This window comes from Streptomyces sp. HB132 (genome assembly GCF_016909575.1).
Taxonomy (GTDB): Bacteria; Actinomycetota; Actinomycetes; order Streptomycetales; family Streptomycetaceae; genus Streptomyces.
In genome coordinates, this window is record NZ_JAFBGA010000002.1 from 695,031 (window position 1) to 716,993 (window position 21,963).

The following is a 21,963-nucleotide window of genomic DNA, read 5'->3' on the forward strand; positions in this document are numbered from 1 at the left end:
CAAGTGCACCTGCCTGGTGGCCTGCGGTCTCGGCGTGACTGGGCTGGAGGGCTTGAACGCGACGCCGTGACGAACAGAGATGGTCAGCGAACGACGAACTGCTCCAGCTCCGGATCGTCGAAGAATGCGCGGTTAGTGTAGGCGAAGCGCACGGCCAGTGCCAGATTCGCGGAACGGGCAGCCGGAATGGCCGCCCGCGCGCCCTCCGGAGACGCGGGTGGTGGCATGCAGTCGAGTATGAATGCCCGTGCGTGGGCCACGAACTTATCGAGCGTGCTGGGGCTCGCACCCGCCTGTGCGGCAATCTGGACACGGTTCTCCAGTCCCAGGGCAAGGGCCTGCCAGAGTCGCAGCTGTGTCCGTGTCCCGCACACCGTATGCAGCTTCAGATGCTCTGGACGGTTGTAGTACGGGCGCAGATGCGCACCGAGAGGCGGATCGCGTCCGTCCAGGAGGTCGCAGATAGCTTCCGCTTGCCTCGGGGGCTCCAAAGACTTGCTGATCCAGGTGCTTGGTTTGTGGGGGGAGAGTTCGAAGGCGGCGCGAAGCATCAGCTCTCGGTTTCCTTCGACGTCCGCCGTGTAGAGCGCCGTCGTTGTGTGAGGCGTGGCCTCGGCCAGTAGCCGCAGTGCTGTCAGCCCGTGGCTCTGGGAACCGCCGGCCCGGCGGGATCCGAAATCGAGGTCGACGAGCGCCAGGTCGTATGTGACCCCCATATCCCACGCCAGCTCGACGGTGGCGGGAATGTCGTTAGGGTTGGTCACCTGAGCGGTCTCGAACGTCAGACGTCCTGACGTGACGGCGGGATGCTTGTTAAGCATCCCCTCAATGCTGTACTCGATCGTGCCCAGGTCATCGGCGATTAAGATGTGTCGAACGGGCTTACTCTCTTCGAGCTGATGAAGTGTATTGGTCAAGGAGAGCTACCTCCGACTGGCGATGTGTGGGACGCCAGTGTTTCAGAGGTCCGGTGAGACGTCAGCAAGGCTGTATCCATCGATGAGTTGATGCTCATAGAGCGAGCCAGGTTGCGCGTACCCGGGCCCCGCCGTCGGGTACTCGGCTCACCTCGATCCCACCGCCACGCCGCTTCAGCCTCCGGTCCAGCACGGCGAGGCTGGCCCCCTGCCGGCTCATCGACGAGGTGCCGTCGAAGCCGCTTCCGTCGTCCTCCACCGTCGCGGTCACCCTGCGGCGTCGGCCCTCCAGGGTCGTGCTGATGGAGATCCGGATGCCGTAGGCGGATCGGCCGAGTCGATTGGCCTCGCGGACGCTGTTGGCGCACAGGTCGCTGAGGATGATCTCTAGCAGATTCAGGTCGGTGGGGCGTAGCGGCGCCCCCTCCGTGCCCTCGCTCTGCGCCGACAGCTCGATTGCCGAGCTGTCGGCTGCAAGGGCACGGGATGTCGACCGGACGCCTTCGATGATCTCATCGAGGTCGAGAGAGTCGCCCTCGCGGAACGGGTGGCAGCGCAAGGTCTCGACCTGATGTACCAGGCTGTGCCAGCTTGCCTGTGCCGCCGGGGATTGGGAGTCCAGTTCCAGGTATGTACCGAGGATGCGCAACTCGTTCTTAATCTTGCTGTGCACCACGCTTGACACCGCGTCGGACAGGTCTTTGCGTTGATCGCGCAGTGCATCTGGAAGCGCACTCAGCAGCGCGTTCACCAGGCTCACGTCCACGTAGAGACGGAGCATTAGCCCCGCGATCACGATCGCACTGTCGGGTCCCGGCGCCGACACCGGTGCACACACCCGGTACAGCGCGAACCCCGTTCCGGCCAGGGCGAGGGGGAGCAGGAAGCGGATCCAGGCGTGGTCGGCCCGTCGGGCAAGCGCGGGCTGATACCAGGACGGGTCGATGACGTACTGGGAGAACGGGAAGTACAGGAGCAGAAGCGTGAATGCGACGGACCACAGGACCGGCACTGTCTGATGGGCCTGCGGCGCCGTCCAGGCGGTGAGTGAGGACATGGCGAGGACTCCCGCGCCCTCGGTCAAGCCGGGCACGTCCACGCTCACCTGCCTGTCCCTGGCCGTGCGTCGCAGATAGCCGGAGAAGCGATGCAGGGCACGCCGGTCGTCCATCCAGTCCAGTACGCCTTCGTGGTGGTGACTCCACGCTGCAACCGCACCCAGGGTGGACAGGACCCCGGTCACGAGAACCAGGGTGCCGAGAAGACGCGTACTGTCCTGCGGCCGGCTGGTGGGGCCGGTGAGCACTTCGATGATCAGGGCGCCTGCCCACAGTGGGACGACGATGAGCCTGCTGATCGCCATCCGCCGGTAGAAGCCGTGAAGGGCGCGCCTGATCATGACCGCGTGCTGGGTGGTGTGGAGTTCGGGTCGATGGCCGGGGACGAGAGCGCCCTTGCCGAACACCCGGTCGCGTATCGAGAGTGTCGCTTCCTCTGAAGGCATGCGCACGATTGTCGCCGACGGGCATCACCGGAGGGAGGGAAACCTTCGTATACCGGATTGCAAAACTTTGTAACGCGTACGGCAATTCAGTGCCTCGCTGATTCCCTTCGCCTTCCTGGAAGGTGGTGTACAGCCGACTTCGGATCAACTCCCCGATGCTGGGGCCGATGTCGGGCATCACAAATAGATCACTTCAAGGAAGGAACGAAATGGAACTGACGGAAATGTTGACTCGCGGGCCGGCCGTGGACGACGAGTTGGTCTTCTTCGCCATGCCGTACGGGGAGCGCACCCTGCCGAACGATGAGGTGGCGGACTTTGATGTGCTCTACGAACGGTACTTCGCCGAAACGGTGCGGTCGATGGGGCTGACGCCCGAGCGCGCGGACCGTATCCCGGGAACGACGGAGAGTCCGCTGTCCGCGGCATGGAACGGCGTCGACCGGGCCGGCGTGGTGGTCATCGACCTCTCCTTCCCGTCCACATCGGTCGCCATGGAGCTGGGCTGGGCAATGTGCCTGCACAAGCAGGCAGTGGTGATCCACCACGAGGGCGCCGTAGTGCCGACCAACATCATCGGTCAGGTGCGGGCCATCAAATACCGCTGTGACATGAACGGGCTGCCGGACATGCAGGAGGCGCTGCGGCTCGCGATCGAGGAGGCCCGCAAGCAGGGAACGCCGGAAATGGACCTGCGCCCCCGTACGGGCGTCCGCAACGTGGAGGCCATCGCCGAGGTGGTGTGGACAGCGGCCGACCACATCTATGTCCGGGATGTGCAGAACGAACTGCGCACAGGAGTCATGCGGCGGACTGACATGGATTACCTGGAAACCCTTCCGGATGACATGGCGAAGCGGTTCCGGGAGCACAGCAGGGTCCGTGGAATTTTCGTCACGGACGAGAACGGCACGCGTTTCTCGCAGCGTCACGGAAAGACCAATCCCTGGCCGTCGTTCGAAATGGCTTACCAGCGCGGAGCGCTGGTACGGGCCAAGGTCACTCAGATCAACCGGGGTGGCTGTTTCGTGGAGCTGGAGGATGGCGGGAAGTCCAGGCTCTCCACAGCCGCTGCGGAGGCAGCCGGACTCGACCACGGGTCGGAGGTACGCGTACGGGTACACCGTGTGGACCCGGCAGGGCAGCGCATCGAGGTGACTCTCGCCGACCGGGTGCCGACTGCCGGCGGACTGCCCCGGACGGCGCTTGCCCCCGCGAACGCCGGACGGCACCTGCCACTCCTGCTCCCGCGACCGGGGGACCAGTGCGAGGGAACGGTGACCAAACCGGTCAACGAGCGGGGCTTCGTGCTGGTTGACCTGGACGGCTGGAGCGATATCGGGCAGCCGGCCTTTCTGCACATCTCTCGGATGACGTCCGAACTTCGCGAGCGGTTCAACGCAGGCGCGGTCGCCAAGGGCGACCGGCTGCGGGTCGAGGTGGTCTCGGCCGGGCCGTCCCCGCGTGACCCGGAGCGGGTCGAGGTCCGCCTGCGGGAGGTTCCCACACACGCCTGGACAGCCGCCGCTGCGGCCCCGGAGCCAGGGACGCCTGCGTCCGAGACCGGCATGTCCGAGGGGCAGGCGGCATGACCACCGTGCACGGCACCATGGCGGGGGGCGCCCTCCCCGCTCCCCGCTCCCGGCGGACGGATCTCAGGACCGCCCTGTGGAACTCCGCGGTGCTCGCGGAAGAGTTCGCCGACGATTCGGCGTCCCGCTACCGCACAGCCGTGCTGGAGCAGTACAAGGTATACGTGGAGTCGGCGGACCGGGCGAGTGCCCGCAGGAACGTGGCGAACACGTTCTTCCTCACCGTGAACGGGCTCTTGCTCACCCTGTTCGGTGCGGCTGCCGCCTCGGGGGTGCGCGAGGCCCCGGCGGTCGGTGTTGTATGTGTCGTGGTGGCCGCGCTCTGCCAGTGTGTCGTGTGGTGGGCACAGGCTCGCTCGTACCGCAGGCTCGGTTCCGCCAAGTGGGCGGTCGTCGCCGAACTGGAACTCCGGCTGCCTGCCTTGGCTTACTCGTCGGCCGAGTGGGGCACCGCGCTGCCGAGCCGCGGCTATACGCCGCTCACGCGGATCGAGCAGTGGGTTCCAGTCGTGTTCGCTGCTCTCCACCTCGGGATGGGGCTCACCGTTCTGATCTCCCGCTGAGCACCAAGGCCAGGGGCCGCACCGTGGAAGCGTTGCGGCCCCGCGTCATTGGCGTCGTGCCCTCAGGGCAGGATCCCGGGCCGCTCGCATCCCTGCAGGTGTGGACGCTTCACCGACTTCGTCACAGTGCGCTCACGCACAACACCGAGGACGGCACCTCGACGCCGATGTTGCTGGCCCGCTCCCGCCACGCGTCCGTACGGTCCCTGGAGCGGTACGCCTGTCCCAGTGTCGACGCGGTCGCCCGGCATGTCGTCGAGCGCTACCCCGCCGCCCGCTTCCGCAGGTGAATCCGGCACTTCAGTGGCCTTGATGCCCCCGATCATCGGGTCTCTTCGCGAACGGGCATACGTGCCCGAGGAATCAACGCTGAAGCGGCTTCAGCGGCGGCGCGATCGACTTCGGGCAGCAGGCTCGTGTACGTGTCCGAGGTCAGCGTGATCGTGGAGTGGCGCAGCGTCTCCTTGATCGTGTGCAGGTCGCCGCCCCCGCCATGGGTGAGGGTGGCCGCGACGTGGCGTAGATCGCGCAGGGTGATGGGCGGCAGATCCGTGGTGGCGAGGATGCGCCTGAACGTCTCGGAGACCGTCTCCGGGTGCAGCCAGGAGCCGTCCTCGCGAGTGAAGACCTTGCCGGTCTCCTTCCACGCGGTGTCCCACTTCTCCCGTGCTTCCAGCATGGCCTTGTGGTGCTCTCGCAGGAGAGCGACGTTGACGCTGTCCAGGGCGATCGTCCCGGCGCTGCCGTCCGTCTTGGGGGCGGATTCGTACGGATCCCAGCCGTCGACCACGATCTCCTTGGCCGGCGTGATGAGGCCGGCGTCCAGGTCGACATCGGTCCAGTTCTGGCCAACAGCCTCGCCCCTACGAAGACCGCGGGTACCCACGAGGTGGAAGAGCACATAGAGCCGGTCGGATTCGGCTGCGTCCAGGAACGTTCCGAGCTGCGACGGTGTCCAGACCATCACCGGCGAAGGCAGCTCACCGGTGGCGCGCCAGCGCTCCACCCGCTGCTCAGTCCAGAGGAGCGGCTTCGGGCGCTTGCCGGACTCCAGCTCGACGTGGGAAGCCGGGTTGAAGGTGATGTACTGCTGGGCTATTGCCGCGTTCAGGGCAGCTCGCAGTGTGCGCCGGATGCTCTGTTGCGTGGCTGGGCCGGTGATCTTCCGGAACGGCTTCATCTCGGCAAGCTTCGCCCGTTCGACGGCGAGCAGTGCCCGCTCGGCTGCGACGGGACGGCCCGGCCTGCTGGGCTTGCACCTGGCGATCTGCTCGCGCCGTTCGAGGTTCTCCGCCTGGATCACCTCGTTGGCGTCGGCTATGCCGTCGTACATCTCAACCAGGTGGCCGACGTTGAGACGGTCGAGGCGGACATGGCCGATGCGGGGCTTCAGGTGGACGCGGATATGAGAGGCGTACCCGTTGAGTGTCGTCTTTCGTGACTTCTTCGCAGCAAGCCACTGATCGAGCCACTCACCCACCGTGCGCCGTCCGATCAGGTCCAAGCCCGCCCTGAACCGCCTGCGGGTGTCCTCGATGTCGGGCAGGGGAGCCTTCTCATCGGCGACCTGTTCGAGCAACTCCGCGATCCGGTCGAGATCGTGATCATCGTCCGAGTCCGCGATGGCGATGAGGGCCCGTACGTGGTCCAGATCGCTTTGCGCGGCCTTCAACGTCTCGTAGCCGGCGCGGTTGAAGGAGCGGCGGGTTCCGTCGGCTCGGGGCGGGAGCTCCTGGCGTATGGAGTAGGAGCCATGCTTGCGGCTGGCGAGCTTGGGGCACTTCTTGCCGAGCGGCTTGCCGGTCTCGGCGTCTCGGCAGTAGCAGCGGCGGTGGGTGGATCCCTTCAAGGGCGTTCCTCCGTGGTGGTATCGGGGACCCATTCGGGCGGGTCGACGTCGTGGAGTGCGGGCGGGAGATCGGGTGGAATGGCTCCGTCTTCGCGGAGCTCGCGACGGAGGTACCGGAGCTTGTACTTGGCCGAGACGGCTTGGTCGGCGTACGCGGTCCGCCTGCGTTCGGCCTCTTCCTGCTGGGCGCGGCTCGTTGCCGTCCTGGCCGCGAAGCGGGCCCGCTCTTCTTCGTCGAGTGCAGCCAGGGCCGTCCCTACGAGGCTGGCGTGCGCCTCGAAGTCGGGCACTAGGCCGGCATCGTGCCCCAGCACCTCCTGCTCGCCGGTGAAGCGTCGCAGGGCGTCCCAAGTCGGCACGAGCCGCTCGAAGGGGAGTTCCTGGGTCTGGTCGACGTAGCCGACCGGGAAGATGAGGCAGGCCGGGTACGTCTCCAGGGCAGCGGCCAGCACCAGGACGTCCACCAGCGGCAGGCCGGCCCGGCGGCCGGACTCCATGTTGGCGATCACGTTGCGCGGGATCGGGTGCCCGAGCTGCTCGCACCGGTCGGCCAGCTCCTGCGCGCTCCACCCCATCTCCTTTCGTCTGCGGCGGACTTCGCCGGCCACGTTCGCCTGGACCCGGTCCACCCACTCCGGGAAGTCGTCCGCATCATCATCCACACGGCGTTGTGTCATACAGACACATTAGCTTGTGGATCCTGATTGGTAGACGCCTGGAGCCGGACGTGATGGCCACGTTCGCCGACGGCTGTACCGAAAGGGATGGCGCATGCGCGAAAACGGCACAGAGGGGTCGCCGAAGGGGATGAGTCGTGAGGACCTGCTTGCCCTGCCCGTGGCCGTTGACCTCGAAACCAGCAACCGTGCCCTGGGGCTCGGGCGGAGCAAGGGGTACGAACTGGCGAAGCGTGGCGCGTACCCGTGCAAGGTCCTGCGGCTGGGCAATGCCTATCGGGTCGTGACCGCGGATCTGCTGATCCTGTTGGGTCTGGCCGCATGAGAGGCCGGAAGCGTAGCAAAGGGTTCTGCGCTGAGCTGACACAGAGACGCTGGACTGTGGACGGGCGTGACCGTACTGTCCGTGTTCCCTCGCGGTACCCCAGTGCCTGCGGGAAGGGGGGAGAGCCCCCGGCGGTGCAACGCCGGAGGCCCCATAGCTCCCCAGCGATCCGATGAGAACCGACCCGGCGGAATGGGCGGGCGAGCCCGCCACCGCCAGACGAGGAGCTGCCCAGTGGAACCCGAGAACCCCAAAGGCTATTCCGAGCCCGCCAAGACGAGCTGGCCCCCCACCGCAATCCCTGGTCGGCCTGGTGCCCACCTGTGCGCCGCGCAGCCTGACCATGCCGCTCCGGGCTTGACCGGCGATGTGCCCGCGCCTGGCACCGCTGAGGCGCAAGCGTCGAGTGGGCTGGAGAGCATGCCTGATGCGGAGTCGACGCAGGGCTCCGCGCTGCTGGATGCATTGCATACCCAGATAGCCCAGTTCGTGATCCCGCCGTCAGCGGAGGCGCTGGATGCGATCACGTTGTGGGTGGTAGCCACACACCTCCAGCCCGCGTGGCAACACGCGCCGCGCCTGGCGGTGGTGGGTCCGGCCAAGCGGTGCGGTAAGTCGCGGCTCCTGGACGTGCTGACCGAGACGGTCTACGAGCCGATGCTGACGATCAACACCACGCCTGCGGCGATCTTTCGCTCGATCACCGAGGAGGAGCCACCGACGCTTCTGGTGGACGAGGCGGACACCATCTTCGGTACGCCGAAGCAGGCGGAGCGGAACGAAGAGACGCGTGGCCTGCTCAACGCCGGTCATCAGCGAGGGCGTTACGTGACGCGGGTCGTCGGTAACGACCACACCCCACACAAGTTCGCCACCTTCGCCATGGCGGCCATCGCAGGGATCGGCGACCTGCCTGACACGGTCATGGACCGGTCGGTCGTGATCCGGATGCGTCGGCGGGCGGAGGGGGAGAAGGTGAAGCCCTTCCGCTCGCGCCGTGACATCCCCGCCCTGCACGACCTGCGAGACCGGATCAACGCGTGGGTCAGGCCGCTTCTGGAGGAGGCAGCAATCCTGGAACCGGATATGCCGGTCGAGGACCGCGCTGCCGACACCTGGGAGCCCCTGGTGATCGTCGCCGAGCTGGCCGGGGGTCCCTGGCCGCGCCGGGCCCGAGTGGCATGCGCGCGGATGGTCGCCGCCGAAGTGGCAGCCGAGGACGACCACCCCGGCGGCGCACGGATCCTCGCCGACATCCGCCGGATCTTCGCCGCGCAGCGCGAGGTGGACAGCCTGTCCACCGAAGACCTCCTCCACCACCTGCGCCAGGACCCCGAAGGCCCGTGGGCGGAGTGGGGTCGCGGCGGGTTGAACGCCCGTGATCTAGGCAGGCTGCTGCGGGACTTCGACGTCAGGCCGGGCAACGTCCGGATGGCCGACGGAACACAACGCAAGGGCTACACGCGCAACAAGTTCCTCGACAGCTGGCGGCGGTACTGCCCCACCGTTCACCCCGTCGACCCCCGCCCCGCCCCCGACAAGGGCTGAGGCCCGCCGCCCTGGTTGCCGTCCCTGCCGTCCTTGCCGTGATCTCACAGGTCAAACGGCCTGAGGCCGAGACGGCGACCGGGGCCAAGACGGCAACGCGATCACGACCACCGGCGTGGCCGCCCAAGACGCTGTCCGGATCCGTCTTGCCCCGTCTCTCGCGTCCATGCCGTATCAGTGCAGGTCACGGCCTTGGTCGGTGAGACGGAAGACGCAAAGGCCGCCGTCCCCTGCTCGGGAGGTGGCCACTCCGGACCTGGCTCAGGCGCGGCGAACTGCCTGAGCCCTGTTGAGGCATAGCTGACGCTGGCTGCACCCGCCGAGACGGATAGCCGGAGCTGCTGCCGTACGGCCCTGACCTGCACTTGCAACGGCCAAGACGCCAAAGACGCACCACACCACCACCTCAGGAGCACCCGCTTGCCCACCCCTCGCATTTCACCCCCGCATCATCAGCCGTCCGACGGCCGGACGGGCGAAGGACGGCCAATATCGCCCCGGGGCGATGCCGAGCGCTACGCGCTTCTCGCAGCCGGCATCGTCATCGTCGCCCTGACCGCCGGAGCGTTCTGTCTTTCCTACGCGCACTTGGCCGGCGTCGCCGGGCAGCACGGGCTGGGAGGTTCACCGGTCCGCCGCTGGGCGTGGCCCGCCACCCTGGACGCGTTCATCGTCGCGGGCGAGCTGCTCATGCTCCGGGCGGGCCTGCGCCGGGTCACCGACCGGTGGGCTATCGCTGTGACCGTAATCGGATCGGTCGGCTCCATAGCGCTGAACGTTGCTGGGGTCAGTGGCACGCGTGATACCGGCGATACCCCGTTCCTTGACTACGTGGTGGCCGCGGTTCCCCCGGCAGCCGCGATGGTGGCCTTCGCCGTACTGATGCGACAGGTCCACCAGCACGTAGAGCGGCCCTCGCCCGCAGGTTCCGGGCAGGTGGTGAGGGCGTCGGTCACTGCACCTCTCCGGTCCGCCGGAAAGCCAGCGGAGCCAGCACAACTCGACCCCGTCACGGAGCCACCGGTGGCCGCGTCCGATGGGTCTCCGGAACTTCCTGCGGAGGTTCCGGAGAGCAAGCCCCGAGGCGGCCGCCCGCCTGGCGCCCCACTTAGGGAACTCGTGGAGATCGGCAGGACCGCTGGTACCGAGCAGGGAAAACTCACCCGGGCCACCGTCCGGAAGGCAGTTGAGGACAAGGGCCTTCCGATTTCCAGTGAACGGCTGACCGAGGTGATGGGCGTCCTCCGGAAGGAAATCAAAGCCTCTGCGGAAAGCGGTCCGGCCAGCGGCTGACCGGCCCATGTTGGGTGACCGGAACCCGTTCCGGTCACCCGACCAAGCGGTACGCCGACCCGCGCGCCGCTCACTCATCCATACCTGCGGACAGATTCGTATGACCGCACACAGCTCACGGACCGTCCCGAAAGCCCATCTGCCCTCCCGCCTCTACCTGGAGACCCGCACGTGACGCATGACCCGCACCACTCCAAGGAGCCGATACCGCCAACGAAGCCGCCTACGTTGACAGAACGTCTGCGGCAGGCGTTCGGACGGACGGCTCCTGGCGGAGCCAGTAGTACCCCGAGTCCGACTCATGGCCGATCTTCGGGGGTCTCCGCCCCGGGGGTGGCGGAGACGGCCCAGCGCCAGGGGGCGCCGGACCACGTGGCCGGGGCCGAGGAAGGCCCCGACCCGGACACGCTTCACGCCGCCCAGCAAGCGATCCTCCGCCCGACGCCTACTGACCTCCCCGTCGTCGGGGAACCCCCCGTGCAGAGTGTCCAGCCAATGATTCGCCGGTTCACCGGCGACGCGCGCCTTGAGCGCGTCGGCCCCTTGCGCTTCACCGACGACGAGCGCACCAGCCTGCAGGAGGCCGCAGCCGAGCACGGCTACAAGGGCGAATCCGGCTTCGCCGCCGACGTTGTCCTCGCCTTCGTCGACGGCCGATTCACCGCGAACCTCCCCCTGTCCGAGGACCGACGCCGCACCCACATGTTCCGTGCCCAGGTCCTGCGCGCCCTCAACCGCATCGGTAGCAACGTCAATCAGATCGCCCGCGCGCTCAACAGTGACCTCACCCCGCCTGACATTCGCCAGCGCCTCGACGAACTCCACCGCCTGCTCACCCTGATCGCCGAGGCCCTGCGTCAGCCCACGGACCCGAGGGAGAAACAGTCAGCGTGATCGCAGCCATCAAACCGGCCGGGTCCAACACCCGTGGTCTGCTCGCCTACCTCTACGGTCCCGGCCGACACGACGAACACCTCGACCCGCACCTCATCGCCGCTTTCGCCATGCTCGGCATGCCCGACCCCGGCCGCGACGAACACGCCACCCTGACCGAACTCGGCCACCACCTCGACGAGCCTGTACGCCTGCGCAACAGCGAGTTCGGCAAGCCTGTCACCGACCATGTCTGGCACTGCCCCGTCCGTGCCGCACCCGAAGACCGCTACCTCTCCGACACCGAGTGGGGCGAGATCGCCCAGCGCATCGTGCAGGCAGCCGGCATCGCCCCCGAAGGCGACGATCTGGCGTGCCGGTGGATCGCCGTACGCCATGCGGATGACCACGTCCACATCCTCGCGACCACCGTTCGCGAAGACGGCCGTCGTCCCAAGCTCCACGACAGCGGCATCCGCGTTGGCGACGCCTGCCGGGAGATCGAGAAGGACTACGGGCTGCGCCGCCTGAAGAAGGGCGACCGCACCGGCACCCGACGCCCCACCCAGGCCGAGATGCACAAGTCCGAGCGCCTCGGCTGGGAGCAGACCAGCCGCGAGTGGCTCCAGGACCGTGTCCGCGCCGCTATCCCGCACGCCACCAGCACTGAGGAACTCCTCGCCTATCTCGAAGCCGACGACATCCTGGTCAAGCGCCGCCGCGGCCCCTCTGGAGATCTCCTGGGCTATGCCGTTGGCCGTCCCGGCGACCTGAACAAGGACGGCGAGCAGATCTACCACCCCGGCGGGAAGATCGCCCCCGACCTGTCCCTGCCCAAGCTGAAGGCCCGCCTGGAGACCAGCACCCCCGAGGAACACCCCACCGCCCGGCGCAACCGACCCGCCACCGCCTGGCACCAGGCCACCGAAGCCCTCAACACCCTCCACACAGAGATGACCGGCACGAGCGCCGATGATGGTGGGGACGCACGAGCGCAGGCGCACATCACTGCCCTGGGCGAACTCATCGAAGCCACCGCCCAGAAAGCCCCCGCAGATATCCGTGCGCAACTACATGCGGCCAGCCGGACCTTCGCCCGTGCCCAGCGCTCTCAGATCCGTGCCGAAGACCGCGCCGCCCACGCCCTGCGGTCTGCGGCCCGCGACATCGTCAACACTGACACCGGGCCCGACGGCAGCGCCCTCGCCGCCCTGACCGCCGCACTCCTCTGGGCCGCCATCCTCGCTGCACGCTGGCACGAGGCCAAGGAGCACGCCCACCAAGCCGACGCCGCCCGCCAAGCCGTCCAACACCTGCAGTCGGCAGCCGACGACGCGCTCAGTCCGACACTCACCGAACTGGCAGTCCGCCCCTCCAAGGAGGAGATCCGTCGCATCCTGGCCAACGACGTACGCGCAGCCGTCCCCGAACACGCCGAGCGGATCCTCTCCGACCCCGGCTGGCCCGCGCTCGCCACGGTCCTCGCCGAAGCCGAAGCCGGCGGCCACAAACCCCACCAACTCCTCAAAGAAGCTGCCGCCCGCCGTGAACTCGGCACCGCCCACAGGCCCGCCCGCGTCCTGATCACCCGCATCCAGCACACCAGCCGCAACCCCGCACCCAACCGCCGCGCCGAAGCAGCCCGCCTACGGAGCACCACCGCGTCAGCCTTCAGCGCCCCGTCTCCCAGCATCCAGCCGCCTATGACAACTACAGCACCCACCAGCCGGCCGGGTCGCCCACGCCGCTGAGCCGGCAACGAGAGTCCGATGCCCAGAGGCCCCGCCAGCAGACGCCAACGCCTCAGCTGGCGACCTTCTCCAGGCGCTCATTGGCGTGGAGTTTCCAGGCGATTCCGTCATCATCCTTGAACTGCAGCACTGCTCGGGAGCTCCCCAGTTCCGTGTCTCTGAACAACGGTGAAGAGAACTCGGCGCTCTTGGACCGAGCCAAAATCCGCAGAGGCTGCCCTCCAGCCCGGCCGGGACTCTCAACCCACGTGGCCGGCTGCTCGCCGAAGGTGACGGAGAGGTCATACAGGGGGGCATCGCTGCCATTGACCACGGTGACGGACCACTGGTTCGCGTTCTCAAGCTGACCAGTCTCATCGTTCAACTCGGCCCCATGGGCTTGTTCCGAGAGGCGTACCTGACGGGCTTGGGACGAACGCCGGTCGGCAAGGTCTGCGGTGAGAGACTGCCGTTCCAATGCGAGATTCGCGGACTGCTGGGCGATGAACTCTCGCTGTTCGGCGATCTGGCTCTGCTGACTCTTCAACGTGCTTCGTGTGTAGAACGCCGCGACGGCTGCAAACCCGCCCGCTATCCAGGTCGGGGCGTCGCCCCAGTCAATCCCAGTCATACGGCGCAGCGTAGACCGCGGCAGCGGGCGGTGGGTGGAACCCTACCCACGGGCGCGAACGAGGAGCGTGCCGACCTTCCTCGGCCCGGGTGGCGCGGGCAGGACCCGAGCGGTCGCAGCAGTGAAACCGTGCTCGGTGAGGAGCTCCACCCACCGGTCGGGTTCGTAGTCCCAGCGCTTCACGACGAGCGGGTCCTGGTCCTCGGAGCGGTTGATGTACGACGCCTGGCACCCGTAGCAGCCCTCGATCGGGGGCCGCTGCGAGAAGGCGAGGACACCACCGGGGCGCAGACGACGGCGGATCGCGGGCAGTAGGACCGCGGGGTCGGTGAACCAGATGGCGCCGAACACGGAGAACACGGAGTCGAAGCTGGCTCCGGTCTCATCGAGGAAGCGGGTCGCCTCGGTGCGGTGCAGCGTCATCTGCATGTCGGACCAGCGGGCGCCGGCCGCCTTGATCTGGGCGAGCGAGACGTCGACCCCTACCGCGTGGGCGCCGAGGGTCGTGAGGTGGGCGAGGTTGCCGCCCTTGCCGCAGCCCAGTTCGAGGACGGCCGAGCCGGGGCGGACGCCGAGGACCTCGGCGCCGGGGCCATGGTCGGGGTACTGCGTCCAGTTGAACCAGGTCGTCTCGCCCGCCGCGTTCACCGGGCGCCGCTCCGGCTTCTGCTGCGAGTACGTGTCCCACGCCTTGGTTTCGGTCACTGCGGCTCCGTTCATGGGGCCGGCCGCCCGGTTGTGCACCGGGCGGCCGGCTATAGGGGTGGTACTACGCAGACTTCTTGCCGCCGTTCGGGCTGTCGGTGCAACCCGCGTGGCACTGGGAGCACTCGCCCATCATGGCGGCATCGGGCCACAAATCGTGGTCGATCCGGAACCCTGCGGCCGCCATGGCGTCGAGGGTGCGCTGCCGGGTCGCTGCGGACCCGCCTTCGACGCTCTCGCCTTCCCGCGTGGGGACGTGGTGGATGAACCGTCCGGCGATGCGGTCGCAGAACGCGGAGTAGTCGACGGTGTGGAGGATCCACGTGTGCCAGCCGACGTCCACGGCTTTGCTCGGCGACAGCGCGGCGTCGGGCAGGGCCGCACTCGCGGCGAGGAAGGCTGCGGCCTGGCCGACGATGCGGCGGGCGGTGGGCAGGTCGGTGCCGGGCTGATCCTTGGTGATGCGGGCGGCGAGCCGCTCCAACATCTCGGGATCGACGAGGGTCGCCGGGTCGGTGGTGCCCACGGGACGCTCCAACGCGATGGTCATGTGCTTCCTCCTGTGGTGGACGTGCCCCTGTGCCGGGGCGGTCCCGCCTGGCCGGTAGGCCGGGCGGAAGTGTGCGGGGTTTCTCCGGCGTCGCACTCGGGGCAGGCCCAGACCTCGGTGTCGAGGACGTGGGCGCCGTCGCGGCATCGGATGGTGCCGGCGCTTACGGCTCCGGTCGTGAGCAGCCGCTTGCACCAGACGCAGGCCCGGCCGGCGGACTGGCCCCACGTGAGGGTTTCGAGTGAGGGAAGTTCCCGGGTGGCGGTCACGGCCGTCCCTTGCACCGTGGGCACTCGCAGGCCGGGAACCTGTCGGTGGTCTCGGGTCGTTCGAGGGGGACCACCTCAGCTTCCGGTTGCAGCACCCGGATCCCGCCGTCGCGGTTCACCTCGTACACCTTCATCGTCATCGCCATGGGTCTCTCCGCGTCGCTTGCGGTTTCCGTCGCCACCAAAGCGTCGTCCTGGCGCGGTAACTGCGGGATGACCGGCGGGGGTTACCGAAGCGGTAATACACTCGTTGGCGCTCCAGTAAGGCGCCTGCGCCTGCATAGGATCGCAACGGAAGTCAGCCCATGGATGCCACCACCCCCGGCCTGCTCGCCCCCGACGTGCTCGACAGAGCAGACGTCCGGGCAGCGCTCATCGAGCACGACTTCGCCGCTGTCTTCACCCTGATCAAGAAGTGGGGCGGCCTCTCCCAGAACCGCATCGCGTCCGCCTGCCAGCTCACCCCCGGCAAGGTTTCCACGATCATCAGCGGGGCCCAGCGCGTCACCTCGTTCGACGTCGTCTGCCGGATCGCCGACGGCCTTCGCATCCCGGGCAGCCTGCTCGGGCTCGCGCCACGCCCCTGGGAGGGCGAACACACGACAGCACAGCAGGACCAGCCAGAAACGTCAGGTGCCCGGCCAGACACAGACGAGATCCCGTGGCGGCCCGACGCCACCGTGAACCTGGCTGCCCACCTCACCAGGAGTGATCTCGTGATGGACCGACGCGCCCTCACTCGCGCCCTCGCCGGTGCCGCGGTAACCGGCGCTGCCCTCCTCGACAGCCTCGAAGGCTGGCTCGTACCGGCCGCCACCGTCCAAGGGGAACGCCGCCCAGGCCGGCTCGGGATGCGGGAAGTCGAAGAACTGGAGACCACCGCGCGGGCCTTCCGCCAGTGGGACCACCAGTACGGCGGCGGCCTGCGGAGGAAGGCGGTCATCGGCCAGCTCGCCGAGGTATCCGGCGCCCTTGACGACCACCAGGCCCCAGCAGTCACAGACCGCCTGTACCGCGTGATGGCGCAACTGGCCGGCACCGCCGCCACCATGGCGTGGGACTCCGGCCTGCACAGGCGGGCGCAGGACTACTACCGTCTCGCCCTTCGTGCCGCCCACGCCGGAGGAGACGTTGCCTTCGGGGCCAACGTGCTGGCCGGCATGGCCCGACAGATGCTCTACCGCGACCGGGCCGACGACGCACTCCAGCTGATCCACCTCGCCCAGGAGGGTGCCCGCGACGCGATCGGCCCCCGGGTCCGCGCCATGCTCCACACTCGCGAGGCGTGGGCATACGCCGCGCAGGGCCGCACCGCCGGATTCCACCGGGCCACCGCCAAGGCCGCCGAGGTCCTATCCAACGCCGGCGCGGATGGCGACGAGCCGTACTGGATCGCCTACTTTGACGAGGCGGAACTTGCGGGCGTCACCGGGGGACGGCTCCTTGACCTCTCCCGCACTGACCCGCGCCGCCACGCCGCTCAGGCCGCGGGCCAAATCCGGGCCGCCCTGGCATCCCGGGGTCCCGAAGCCGGGCGCTCCCACGCGCTCGACCGCATCGGTCTGGCGGAGTGCCAGTTCCTTGTCGGTGACGTCCAAGGCGCGGCCGCTGAAACTGTCCTGGCGGTGCAGGCCGCGCGAGGTACGCAGTCGGGGCGTGTCCGTGCACAGCTCGGGCAGCTGTATCCCTACACCGTGGGACACAGCACTTCGCGTCCGGTGCGTGAGGCACGGGATAGTATCCGCGACCTGCTGTCGAGCTGAGGAACGGGCGCATGACAACACTTGCCGTGACCGGGCACATGGACCTGACCGACGAGACCGTGCCCCTGGTACGGGCCGCGCTGCGAGACCTGCTTGCCAAGTACAGCGACGACCTGACCGGGGTGTCGTGCATCGCCGCGGGGGCAGACAGCCTCTTCGCGGAAGAGGTGACCGCGATCGGAGGCCGCCTGATCGCCGTGATCCCCTCCGCGGACTACCGCGCCACGAAGGTGAAGCCAGCCCACGCCGCCGTCTTCGACCACTTGGTCGAGGCCGCCGAGGACGTCGTAACCCTGCCGCATACGAAGGCGAACCGGGCTGCCTACGAGGCGGCGAACGCCGAGCTGCTGCGCCGCGCGGATCGCCTCGTCGCGGTGTGGGACGGCACACCTCCTTCAGGCAAGGGCGGCGGAACCGCCGACACCGTTGGCCAAGCCCGTCAGGCCGGGCTGGCGGTAGACGTGGTGTGGCCCGCCGGGGCCACGCGGCGCGTGTGTGAGTAAAGGGACAATCCGGACTTGTCAAAAGGGGCCACTGCTAGCCCTGGATCGTGGGAAGATCGGCCGCAGATGCCCGGCTCCGTCTAATCCTGAGATCACCAAGTGCTCGGCAGGAGAGCAACGATGACCCGCACCCTGAAATGGTCCCTGCCCGGCTCTCGCGGCTGCGGCGGCGTCGCGGCAGCGAGGGGCTCGCATGCGTGACTTAGCGCCCGAGGACCCTGCAGCAATAGGACCGTACCGGCTTACTGGCAGCCTGGGCGAAGGCGGTATGGGGAAGGTCTACCTGGCCCAGTCGCGCGGGAGACGGCGTGTGGCGGTGAAGGTCGTACGTCCCGAGATCGCGGCAGACCCTGGCTTTCGCGAGCGGTTCCGCCGCGAAATAGAAGCCGCGCGAGCCGTCGGTGGATTCTGGACCGCGCCCATCGTTGACGCGGACCCCGACGCCGCCACCCCCTGGGTCGCTACCGACTACATCGCCGCGCCAAACCTCGCCGAACACGTAAACGAATACGGGCCGTACGGTGTGGACGAGCTAGTCTCGCTCACTGTCGGCCTAGCTGAGGCTCTGGAGACTATTCACCGTGCCGGCCTGGTGCACCGTGACCTCAAACCGTCGAACATCCTGGCCACAGACGACGGGCCACGGGTGATCGACTTCGGAATCTCCAAGGCAGTGCAGGGTCTCACCACCCTTACCGACACCGGTCTCATCATCGGCAGCCCTGGTTTCATGTCCCCCGAACAAGCTTCGGGAGGCCGCGTCGGGCCATCTAGCGACATCTTCTCGCTGGGTACCGTGCTGGTCTTCGCGGCAACAGGCAAAGGCCCCTTCGACGCAGAGAGCATCCCCGCCATGCTGTACCGCGTGGTTCACGACACCCCCAGCCTGAATGGGGTTCCAGAAGGGCTCCAGGAAGTGCTCGCCGCCTGCCTGGAAAAGTCGGCCGAGCGGCGTCCGACCCCGGGCAAGCTGCTCGACCGTTTGAACGGCGCAAGCCTTCCGGCACCCACACGCCCAATGCAGCGACATGAAGCCACCACGGCAACGTCTCCCGCCCAGACCGCTGCGGAACCCACCCCAGCCGTGGACGCGCGCGTATCACATCCCACCTGGGGGTATTCCGATGGCGGAAAGATCCTTATTGGGTTAGGTCTACTAATCAGTATCGGAACCATTTTATATTATCTACTATCCGGAGATGACGGACTCTGGGAATCGCTCGTAGTGCCGGGTCTGGTTTTCTTTATCCCGGGCTCTGTCTTGTGCTTATGGGCTACCCGGCATCCACGCGAAGTCGTAATCGAGGTCACTGGGCAAGGTCTGAATTATGTCCATCTACATTGGAATTGGCGGGGCCTTTGGGGAGACGTCCAGTCGGTGACCCTGGCCCCTTTCCGGCATCCCGGCATCGATAGGGTCTATTGGGAGGTCAAGGCTACTTGGGGTGACAACTGGAACCCAGTGGCGCAGGTGCCTAAGCCGTTCCGCGTTAAGGGTCATCCCCGCGCGGCGCGAATCCTCTTATTGTTCACCGGTGCCGCCACGACTCGTGCCGAGCTGACCCGGCTGGACGTTGCCCTCCGCCACCACGCAGCGGGGAAATACAACCCCGATCCCGCTCTGATCGCACTGCTGCGCTCCTCCTGATGCCCTGTTACGGGGTGGTCGGGCAGCTTTCCGGTGCGGCAAGAACACTGGCTTCGGCCGCTCCCCTTCCCGCCATCTCGACGTCAGTGCCACCTGGCTTGAGCCCAGCCTCACGGCGATCGATCTCCTCGCCTGGGCCCGCGTCCTCCTGCTGAATGGCGAAGTCGCCGTCGTTGAACCCAAGAAACTTCGCTACCCGCTGCTGCCCGCCTTACCTCGATGGACGCCGCCCCCGCCTGCGGAGCTCTGTGACCTGGCCCTGGAGACTCGAACCGGCCATGGCTTTCCGCTGCCTTGCCGAAGTACCCAGAGAGGCCGACCATTGAGCCGGGACTCCACCATGCCCAGATAACAGAATCGCCCCGACCACCGAACAGCTGGTGATCAAGGCAGCCGCCTCAGCCCACCGAAACGGCGAGGATACGGGGTCCATGGTCATCGAGGGAGTGCTGACGCCTGGCACTGGGCGTAAGCGGCAGGACCCGTGGTTGCAGTCGTGGTTGCTTCACTGGAGGAGCAGCACCGTTCAAGAACCCCTCCCGCCCCTGCTGAGCGGCAGGTCAGGACGTGCCTTCCTTGAGCTCCGATGCGTGAGCGATGCGTGAGCGGACGGGCTGGCACGACGGGGTCAGATCTGTACCGGACATCAACCGCGGGTCTCTGACCAGGAATTTCTAGATCAGTGGCGTGTCCGATGGACGCTCCGGCAGTATCCTGCCGGGACTTTTAATCCGTTGGTTGTGGGTTCGAGTCCCACACGGCCTACCGATCACAGGCGGGGGTACACCCTCTCCGACCTGGCACTGAGCGCCCTTCCCCGGCTTCGGCCGGGAGGGGCGCTCAGTCGTGTGCGCCGTGCCCGCCGTGCGATCAGCCGCGCCTACGCCTTCACGGTGAGTGGTTCCGGACCGCCACGCGCAGTTCGGAGGTACGCACCGGGAGCCGTGCCCCCGGACGCGCGGTACGCATCTCGCGCCGCAGCGGTCAGCCGATCGTGCGCAGTACCAGCCGCACACCGGCCATGACGCCCCGCCCGATCCACCCGAGCAGTCCCATTTCCACGGCCAGTTCGGCGGCCTCCATGGCCGCCTCCTCAGGGTCCTCCCGATCCGACGACCTGGAACGGCACCGGGAGCAGGAGCGGGGCCAACGGCGTTTCCGCGCACCGCACTTCTTGCACATCGCCATGCCCTGCACTCTCCCTGCCGCCGTCCTCCCCCGTACGCGGGGCCGAAAGGTGAAACTCGCATGCGGTCCCGTTCGCGGAGGCGCACTGTCCCGGCGCGCCGGCCGTCGGTCGATGGCGCTTCCTCAGGCGCCGGCAACGGCGGTGCGCCGCGAGGTCCGACCGTGAGCCCAGCGGTACGCGGCCCCGATCGCCAGCGCCTGGACGACGGCACCGACGGCGACGCCGGCGAACGGCAGTGCACCGGGAAGGGCCGAGAACAGCAGGGAGGCCGGGGCGGTCACGATGAACAGCCAGACCCCGGCGAAACTGCCGTCCACCTGCTCGACGAGAAGCGCGTCCACCCCGACCCATACGCCGACGGCGGCCACGACGGCCAGATAGCCCAGGGCGGCGGGGTTCACCAGGGAGCGGCGAAGGGACTGGGACAGGGGACGCGACGAGGCAGTCATCTCTAACTCCGATGTGAGGGAACCGTGTTGGCCGGTGTGACACACGATGCCGTCGGGTCGCCGGCTGCGGCATGAGTACTCATACCTAAGTTCGTATAGTGATGACCGACTCGGCATCGAGGGCTGAGTGCCGTCGTTCCCCAGGGCCTTCCTGGACGGAGCCGATGAGTTCCCCGGGCGCCGCGAGTCTTCTCCTGCGGGTGCTGTGATCGGCGATGGAGGTAGTCGTGGGAGATGTCTGGTCGATGGTCCACGCCGAGCGTGCGGCCCTCATCGCTGACCTCGAGAGTCTGGACGACCGGCGGTGGGAGGAGCCGTCGCTCTGCGCGGGGTGGACCGTGCACGACGTGGTCGCCCACCTGGTCGACACCGCGCGGACGACGCGACTGGGCTTCCTGGCCGGCCTCGTCCGGGCGCGCTTCGACTTCGACGGTCAGAACACCCGCGGTGTCGAGCGTGAACGGGGCGCCTCCCCGCAGGAGACGCTCGAGCGGCTTCGGCGGGTGGCGTCGCGCAGGTCGACACCGCCGGCGCCCCTCGACAGCCGGCTCGTCGAGGAGGTCGTGCACGGCGAGGACATCCGTCGGCCGCTGGGACTCGCGCACTGCTACGCGAGCGAGGCCGTCGTCAGGTCACTTCGTCTGCAGACCCGGACTCCCGCCTCCTTCGGCGGGGCCAAGGAGCTCGTGTCCCGTATCCGGCTGGCCGCTGCTGACGACGACTTCGCGACCGGTGAAGGCCCGGAGGTGAGCGGGCCCGCGTTGTCCCTGCTCCTGGCCGTCTCCGGCCGGCGGGTGGCACTTGAGGACCTCCACGGACCGGGAGTCGTCGTGCTGACCGCGGCGATCTGACGGGCTGTCGCTCCGACGTCGGGGCGCGGCTCCCGGATGAGCTGTCGGACGCGGTCTCAGCGGCCGAACTTCGCGACGGCCTCGGGGGTGACAGGTGTGAAGAAGTTGACGAGGTTGCCGTCCGGGTCGCGGAGCAGCAGTGAGCGGTTGCCCCAGGGCATCGTGGTGGGCTCGGCGACGAATTCGGTGACGAGGCCGGTCAGATCCCTGTGCACGCGGTCCACGTCATCGACGAGGAACTCGGTGATCACACTGTGGTTGTCGGCCGGACGTGCGGAGCCCGGGGCGAACAGTGGGACGGTGCGGGTGCTCGCGATCGCGAGGGTGGCGGTGGGGGTCCTGAGCTCGGCGAAGTCCTCGCCTCCCCACGTGGCCCGCACGCCCGTGGCGCGCTCGTAGAAGTCCACGAGGCGGGGTACGTCGCCGGTGATGACGCGGATCGAGACGAAGTCCATGGTGCTCTCCTCGGCGGTGCTGAAGGGGTGTTCGTCGAAGGCTAGAGCCGATAGTGGACAGAATCCGCCCTGTATTCGC

21 protein-coding genes are annotated in these 21,963 nt (G+C 67.9%); 12 read left to right on the forward strand and 9 right to left on the reverse strand.

The window, feature by feature from the left end; translation table 11 throughout:
• Positions 1-83: 83 nt before the first annotated feature.
• Together JOC24_RS07435 and JOC24_RS07440 are read right to left on the reverse strand one after the other, a co-directional pair.
• The gene (locus JOC24_RS07435) at positions 84-917 is read right to left on the reverse strand and encodes a hypothetical protein (protein WP_205019274.1); all 834 of its coding nucleotides are present in this window, start codon (positions 915-917) and stop codon (positions 84-86) included.
• A gap of 94 nt (positions 918-1,011) precedes the next feature.
• On the reverse strand, positions 1,012-2,421 hold the full coding sequence (locus tag JOC24_RS07440; protein WP_205019275.1) for an ATP-binding protein: 1,410 nt from the start codon (positions 2,419-2,421) through the stop codon (positions 1,012-1,014).
• A 167-nt stretch (positions 2,422-2,588) separates the two neighbouring features.
• Between JOC24_RS07440 and JOC24_RS07445 the strand changes: the two genes are divergently transcribed.
• The 3 genes from JOC24_RS07445 to JOC24_RS33095 are packed head-to-tail and all read left to right on the forward strand — an operon-like array spanning position 2,589 to position 4,866.
• Positions 2,589-4,013: a hypothetical protein gene (locus tag JOC24_RS07445; RefSeq protein WP_205019276.1), complete on the forward strand. Its 1,425-nt coding sequence runs from the start codon at positions 2,589-2,591 to the stop codon at positions 4,011-4,013.
• Positions 4,010-4,576 carry a RipA family octameric membrane protein gene (locus JOC24_RS07450; protein ID WP_239579821.1) on the forward strand — a complete coding sequence of 189 codons (567 nt, stop codon included), beginning with the start codon at positions 4,010-4,012 and terminating at the stop codon, positions 4,574-4,576. Before JOC24_RS07445 ends, JOC24_RS07450 begins: the two co-directional genes overlap by 4 nt.
• A 56-nt stretch (positions 4,577-4,632) precedes the next feature.
• The gene (locus tag JOC24_RS33095; protein ID WP_239579823.1) at positions 4,633-4,866 is read left to right on the forward strand and encodes a site-specific integrase; all 234 of its coding nucleotides are present in this window, start codon (positions 4,633-4,635) and stop codon (positions 4,864-4,866) included.
• 32 nt (positions 4,867-4,898) lie between these two features.
• Here JOC24_RS33095 and xerC read toward each other — a convergent pair whose 3' ends face one another.
• Both xerC and JOC24_RS07465 read right to left on the reverse strand, forming a co-directional pair.
• Positions 4,899-6,425 (reverse strand): site-specific integrase, encoded by a 1,527-nt coding sequence (gene xerC, locus JOC24_RS07460; RefSeq protein WP_205019277.1) that lies wholly within the window; start codon positions 6,423-6,425, stop codon positions 4,899-4,901.
• Positions 6,422-7,102 carry a helix-turn-helix domain-containing protein gene (locus tag JOC24_RS07465; RefSeq protein WP_239579825.1) on the reverse strand — a complete coding sequence of 227 codons (681 nt, stop codon included), beginning with the start codon at positions 7,100-7,102 and terminating at the stop codon, positions 6,422-6,424. The genes xerC and JOC24_RS07465 overlap by 4 nt, the downstream gene beginning before the upstream one ends.
• A 94-nt stretch (positions 7,103-7,196) precedes the next feature.
• On the opposite strand from JOC24_RS07465, the gene JOC24_RS07470 reads away from it, so the two are divergent.
• The 5 genes from JOC24_RS07470 to JOC24_RS07490 all read left to right on the forward strand — a co-directional run bounded on the left by JOC24_RS07470 (position 7,197) and on the right by JOC24_RS07490 (position 12,892).
• Positions 7,197-7,427: a hypothetical protein gene (locus tag JOC24_RS07470; protein WP_205019278.1), complete on the forward strand. Its 231-nt coding sequence runs from the start codon at positions 7,197-7,199 to the stop codon at positions 7,425-7,427.
• Between the two features lie 234 nt (positions 7,428-7,661).
• Positions 7,662-8,975 carry a DUF3631 domain-containing protein gene (locus JOC24_RS07475; protein WP_205019279.1) on the forward strand — a complete coding sequence of 438 codons (1,314 nt, stop codon included), beginning with the start codon at positions 7,662-7,664 and terminating at the stop codon, positions 8,973-8,975.
• Between the two features lie 420 nt (positions 8,976-9,395).
• Positions 9,396-10,268 (forward strand): DUF2637 domain-containing protein, encoded by an 873-nt coding sequence (locus JOC24_RS07480; protein ID WP_205019280.1) that lies wholly within the window; start codon positions 9,396-9,398, stop codon positions 10,266-10,268.
• A 495-nt stretch (positions 10,269-10,763) separates the two neighbouring features.
• Positions 10,764-11,162 (forward strand): MobC family plasmid mobilization relaxosome protein, encoded by a 399-nt coding sequence (locus JOC24_RS07485; protein WP_239579829.1) that lies wholly within the window; start codon positions 10,764-10,766, stop codon positions 11,160-11,162.
• Entirely contained in the window at positions 11,159-12,892 is a 1,734-nt protein-coding gene (locus JOC24_RS07490) for a relaxase/mobilization nuclease domain-containing protein (protein ID WP_205019282.1), read from the forward strand. Before JOC24_RS07485 ends, JOC24_RS07490 begins: the two co-directional genes overlap by 4 nt.
• A 52-nt stretch (positions 12,893-12,944) precedes the next feature.
• On the opposite strand, the gene JOC24_RS07495 is transcribed toward JOC24_RS07490, so the two are convergent.
• The 3 genes from JOC24_RS07495 to JOC24_RS07505 all read right to left on the reverse strand — a co-directional run bounded on the left by JOC24_RS07495 (position 12,945) and on the right by JOC24_RS07505 (position 14,757).
• Complete coding sequence (locus tag JOC24_RS07495; protein WP_205019283.1) at positions 12,945-13,502, reverse strand: hypothetical protein; 558 nt, start codon at positions 13,500-13,502, stop codon at positions 12,945-12,947.
• Positions 13,503-13,544: 42 nt separating this feature from the next.
• On the reverse strand, positions 13,545-14,207 hold the full coding sequence (locus JOC24_RS07500; protein WP_205019284.1) for a class I SAM-dependent methyltransferase: 663 nt from the start codon (positions 14,205-14,207) through the stop codon (positions 13,545-13,547).
• 64 nt (positions 14,208-14,271) lie between these two features.
• Positions 14,272-14,757 carry a glycine-rich domain-containing protein gene (locus tag JOC24_RS07505; protein ID WP_205019285.1) on the reverse strand — a complete coding sequence of 162 codons (486 nt, stop codon included), beginning with the start codon at positions 14,755-14,757 and terminating at the stop codon, positions 14,272-14,274.
• Between the two features lie 574 nt (positions 14,758-15,331).
• On the opposite strand from JOC24_RS07505, the gene JOC24_RS07510 reads away from it, so the two are divergent.
• The 3 genes from JOC24_RS07510 to JOC24_RS07520 all read left to right on the forward strand — a co-directional run bounded on the left by JOC24_RS07510 (position 15,332) and on the right by JOC24_RS07520 (position 18,940).
• A complete protein-coding gene (locus JOC24_RS07510) occupies positions 15,332-16,789 on the forward strand; it encodes a helix-turn-helix domain-containing protein (protein WP_205019286.1) in 1,458 nt (485 codons plus the stop codon).
• Between the two features lie 11 nt (positions 16,790-16,800).
• The gene (locus JOC24_RS07515; protein ID WP_205019287.1) at positions 16,801-17,292 is read left to right on the forward strand and encodes a hypothetical protein; all 492 of its coding nucleotides are present in this window, start codon (positions 16,801-16,803) and stop codon (positions 17,290-17,292) included.
• 193 nt (positions 17,293-17,485) lie between these two features.
• Positions 17,486-18,940 carry a serine/threonine-protein kinase gene (locus tag JOC24_RS07520; RefSeq protein WP_275588346.1) on the forward strand — a complete coding sequence of 485 codons (1,455 nt, stop codon included), beginning with the start codon at positions 17,486-17,488 and terminating at the stop codon, positions 18,938-18,940.
• A gap of 1,311 nt (positions 18,941-20,251) precedes the next feature.
• Here JOC24_RS07520 and JOC24_RS07530 read toward each other — a convergent pair.
• Positions 20,252-20,578 (reverse strand): SCO4225 family membrane protein, encoded by a 327-nt coding sequence (locus JOC24_RS07530; RefSeq protein WP_205019290.1) that lies wholly within the window; start codon positions 20,576-20,578, stop codon positions 20,252-20,254.
• A 215-nt stretch (positions 20,579-20,793) separates the two neighbouring features.
• Between JOC24_RS07530 and JOC24_RS07535 the strand changes: the two genes are divergently transcribed.
• Positions 20,794-21,429: a maleylpyruvate isomerase family mycothiol-dependent enzyme gene (locus tag JOC24_RS07535; protein WP_205019291.1), complete on the forward strand. Its 636-nt coding sequence runs from the start codon at positions 20,794-20,796 to the stop codon at positions 21,427-21,429.
• 56 nt (positions 21,430-21,485) lie between these two features.
• Here the strand turns inward: JOC24_RS07535 and JOC24_RS07540 are convergent, their stop codons facing one another.
• Complete coding sequence (locus tag JOC24_RS07540) at positions 21,486-21,884, reverse strand: VOC family protein (protein WP_205019292.1); 399 nt, start codon at positions 21,882-21,884, stop codon at positions 21,486-21,488.
• Positions 21,885-21,963 lie beyond the last annotated feature (79 nt).

Bases quoted from the DNA above. Each gene is read 5' to 3' on its own strand.
- JOC24_RS07520 (WP_275588346.1), top strand. From the start codon at position 17,486: ATGCGTGACTTAGCGCCCGAGGACCCTGCAGCAATAGGACCGTACCGG.
- JOC24_RS07450 (WP_239579821.1), top strand. From the start codon at position 4,010: ATGACCACCGTGCACGGCACCATGGCGGGGGGCGCCCTCCCCGCTCCC.
- JOC24_RS07515 (WP_205019287.1), top strand. From the start codon at position 16,801: ATGACAACACTTGCCGTGACCGGGCACATGGACCTGACCGACGAGACC.
- JOC24_RS07510 (WP_205019286.1), top strand. From the start codon at position 15,332: ATGGATGCCACCACCCCCGGCCTGCTCGCCCCCGACGTGCTCGACAGA.
- JOC24_RS07445 (WP_205019276.1), top strand. From the start codon at position 2,589: ATGTCGGGCATCACAAATAGATCACTTCAAGGAAGGAACGAAATGGAA.
- JOC24_RS07485 (WP_239579829.1), top strand. From the start codon at position 10,764: ATGATTCGCCGGTTCACCGGCGACGCGCGCCTTGAGCGCGTCGGCCCC.
- JOC24_RS07495 (WP_205019283.1), bottom strand. From the start codon at position 13,502: ATGACTGGGATTGACTGGGGCGACGCCCCGACCTGGATAGCGGGCGGG.
- JOC24_RS07535 (WP_205019291.1), top strand. From the start codon at position 20,794: ATGGAGGTAGTCGTGGGAGATGTCTGGTCGATGGTCCACGCCGAGCGT.
- JOC24_RS07465 (WP_239579825.1), bottom strand. From the start codon at position 7,102: ATGACACAACGCCGTGTGGATGATGATGCGGACGACTTCCCGGAGTGG.
- JOC24_RS07470 (WP_205019278.1), top strand. From the start codon at position 7,197: ATGCGCGAAAACGGCACAGAGGGGTCGCCGAAGGGGATGAGTCGTGAG.
- JOC24_RS07505 (WP_205019285.1), bottom strand. From the start codon at position 14,757: ATGACCATCGCGTTGGAGCGTCCCGTGGGCACCACCGACCCGGCGACC.
- JOC24_RS07440 (WP_205019275.1), bottom strand. From the start codon at position 2,421: ATGCCTTCAGAGGAAGCGACACTCTCGATACGCGACCGGGTGTTCGGC.
- JOC24_RS07540 (WP_205019292.1), bottom strand. From the start codon at position 21,884: ATGGACTTCGTCTCGATCCGCGTCATCACCGGCGACGTACCCCGCCTC.
- JOC24_RS07530 (WP_205019290.1), bottom strand. From the start codon at position 20,578: ATGACTGCCTCGTCGCGTCCCCTGTCCCAGTCCCTTCGCCGCTCCCTG.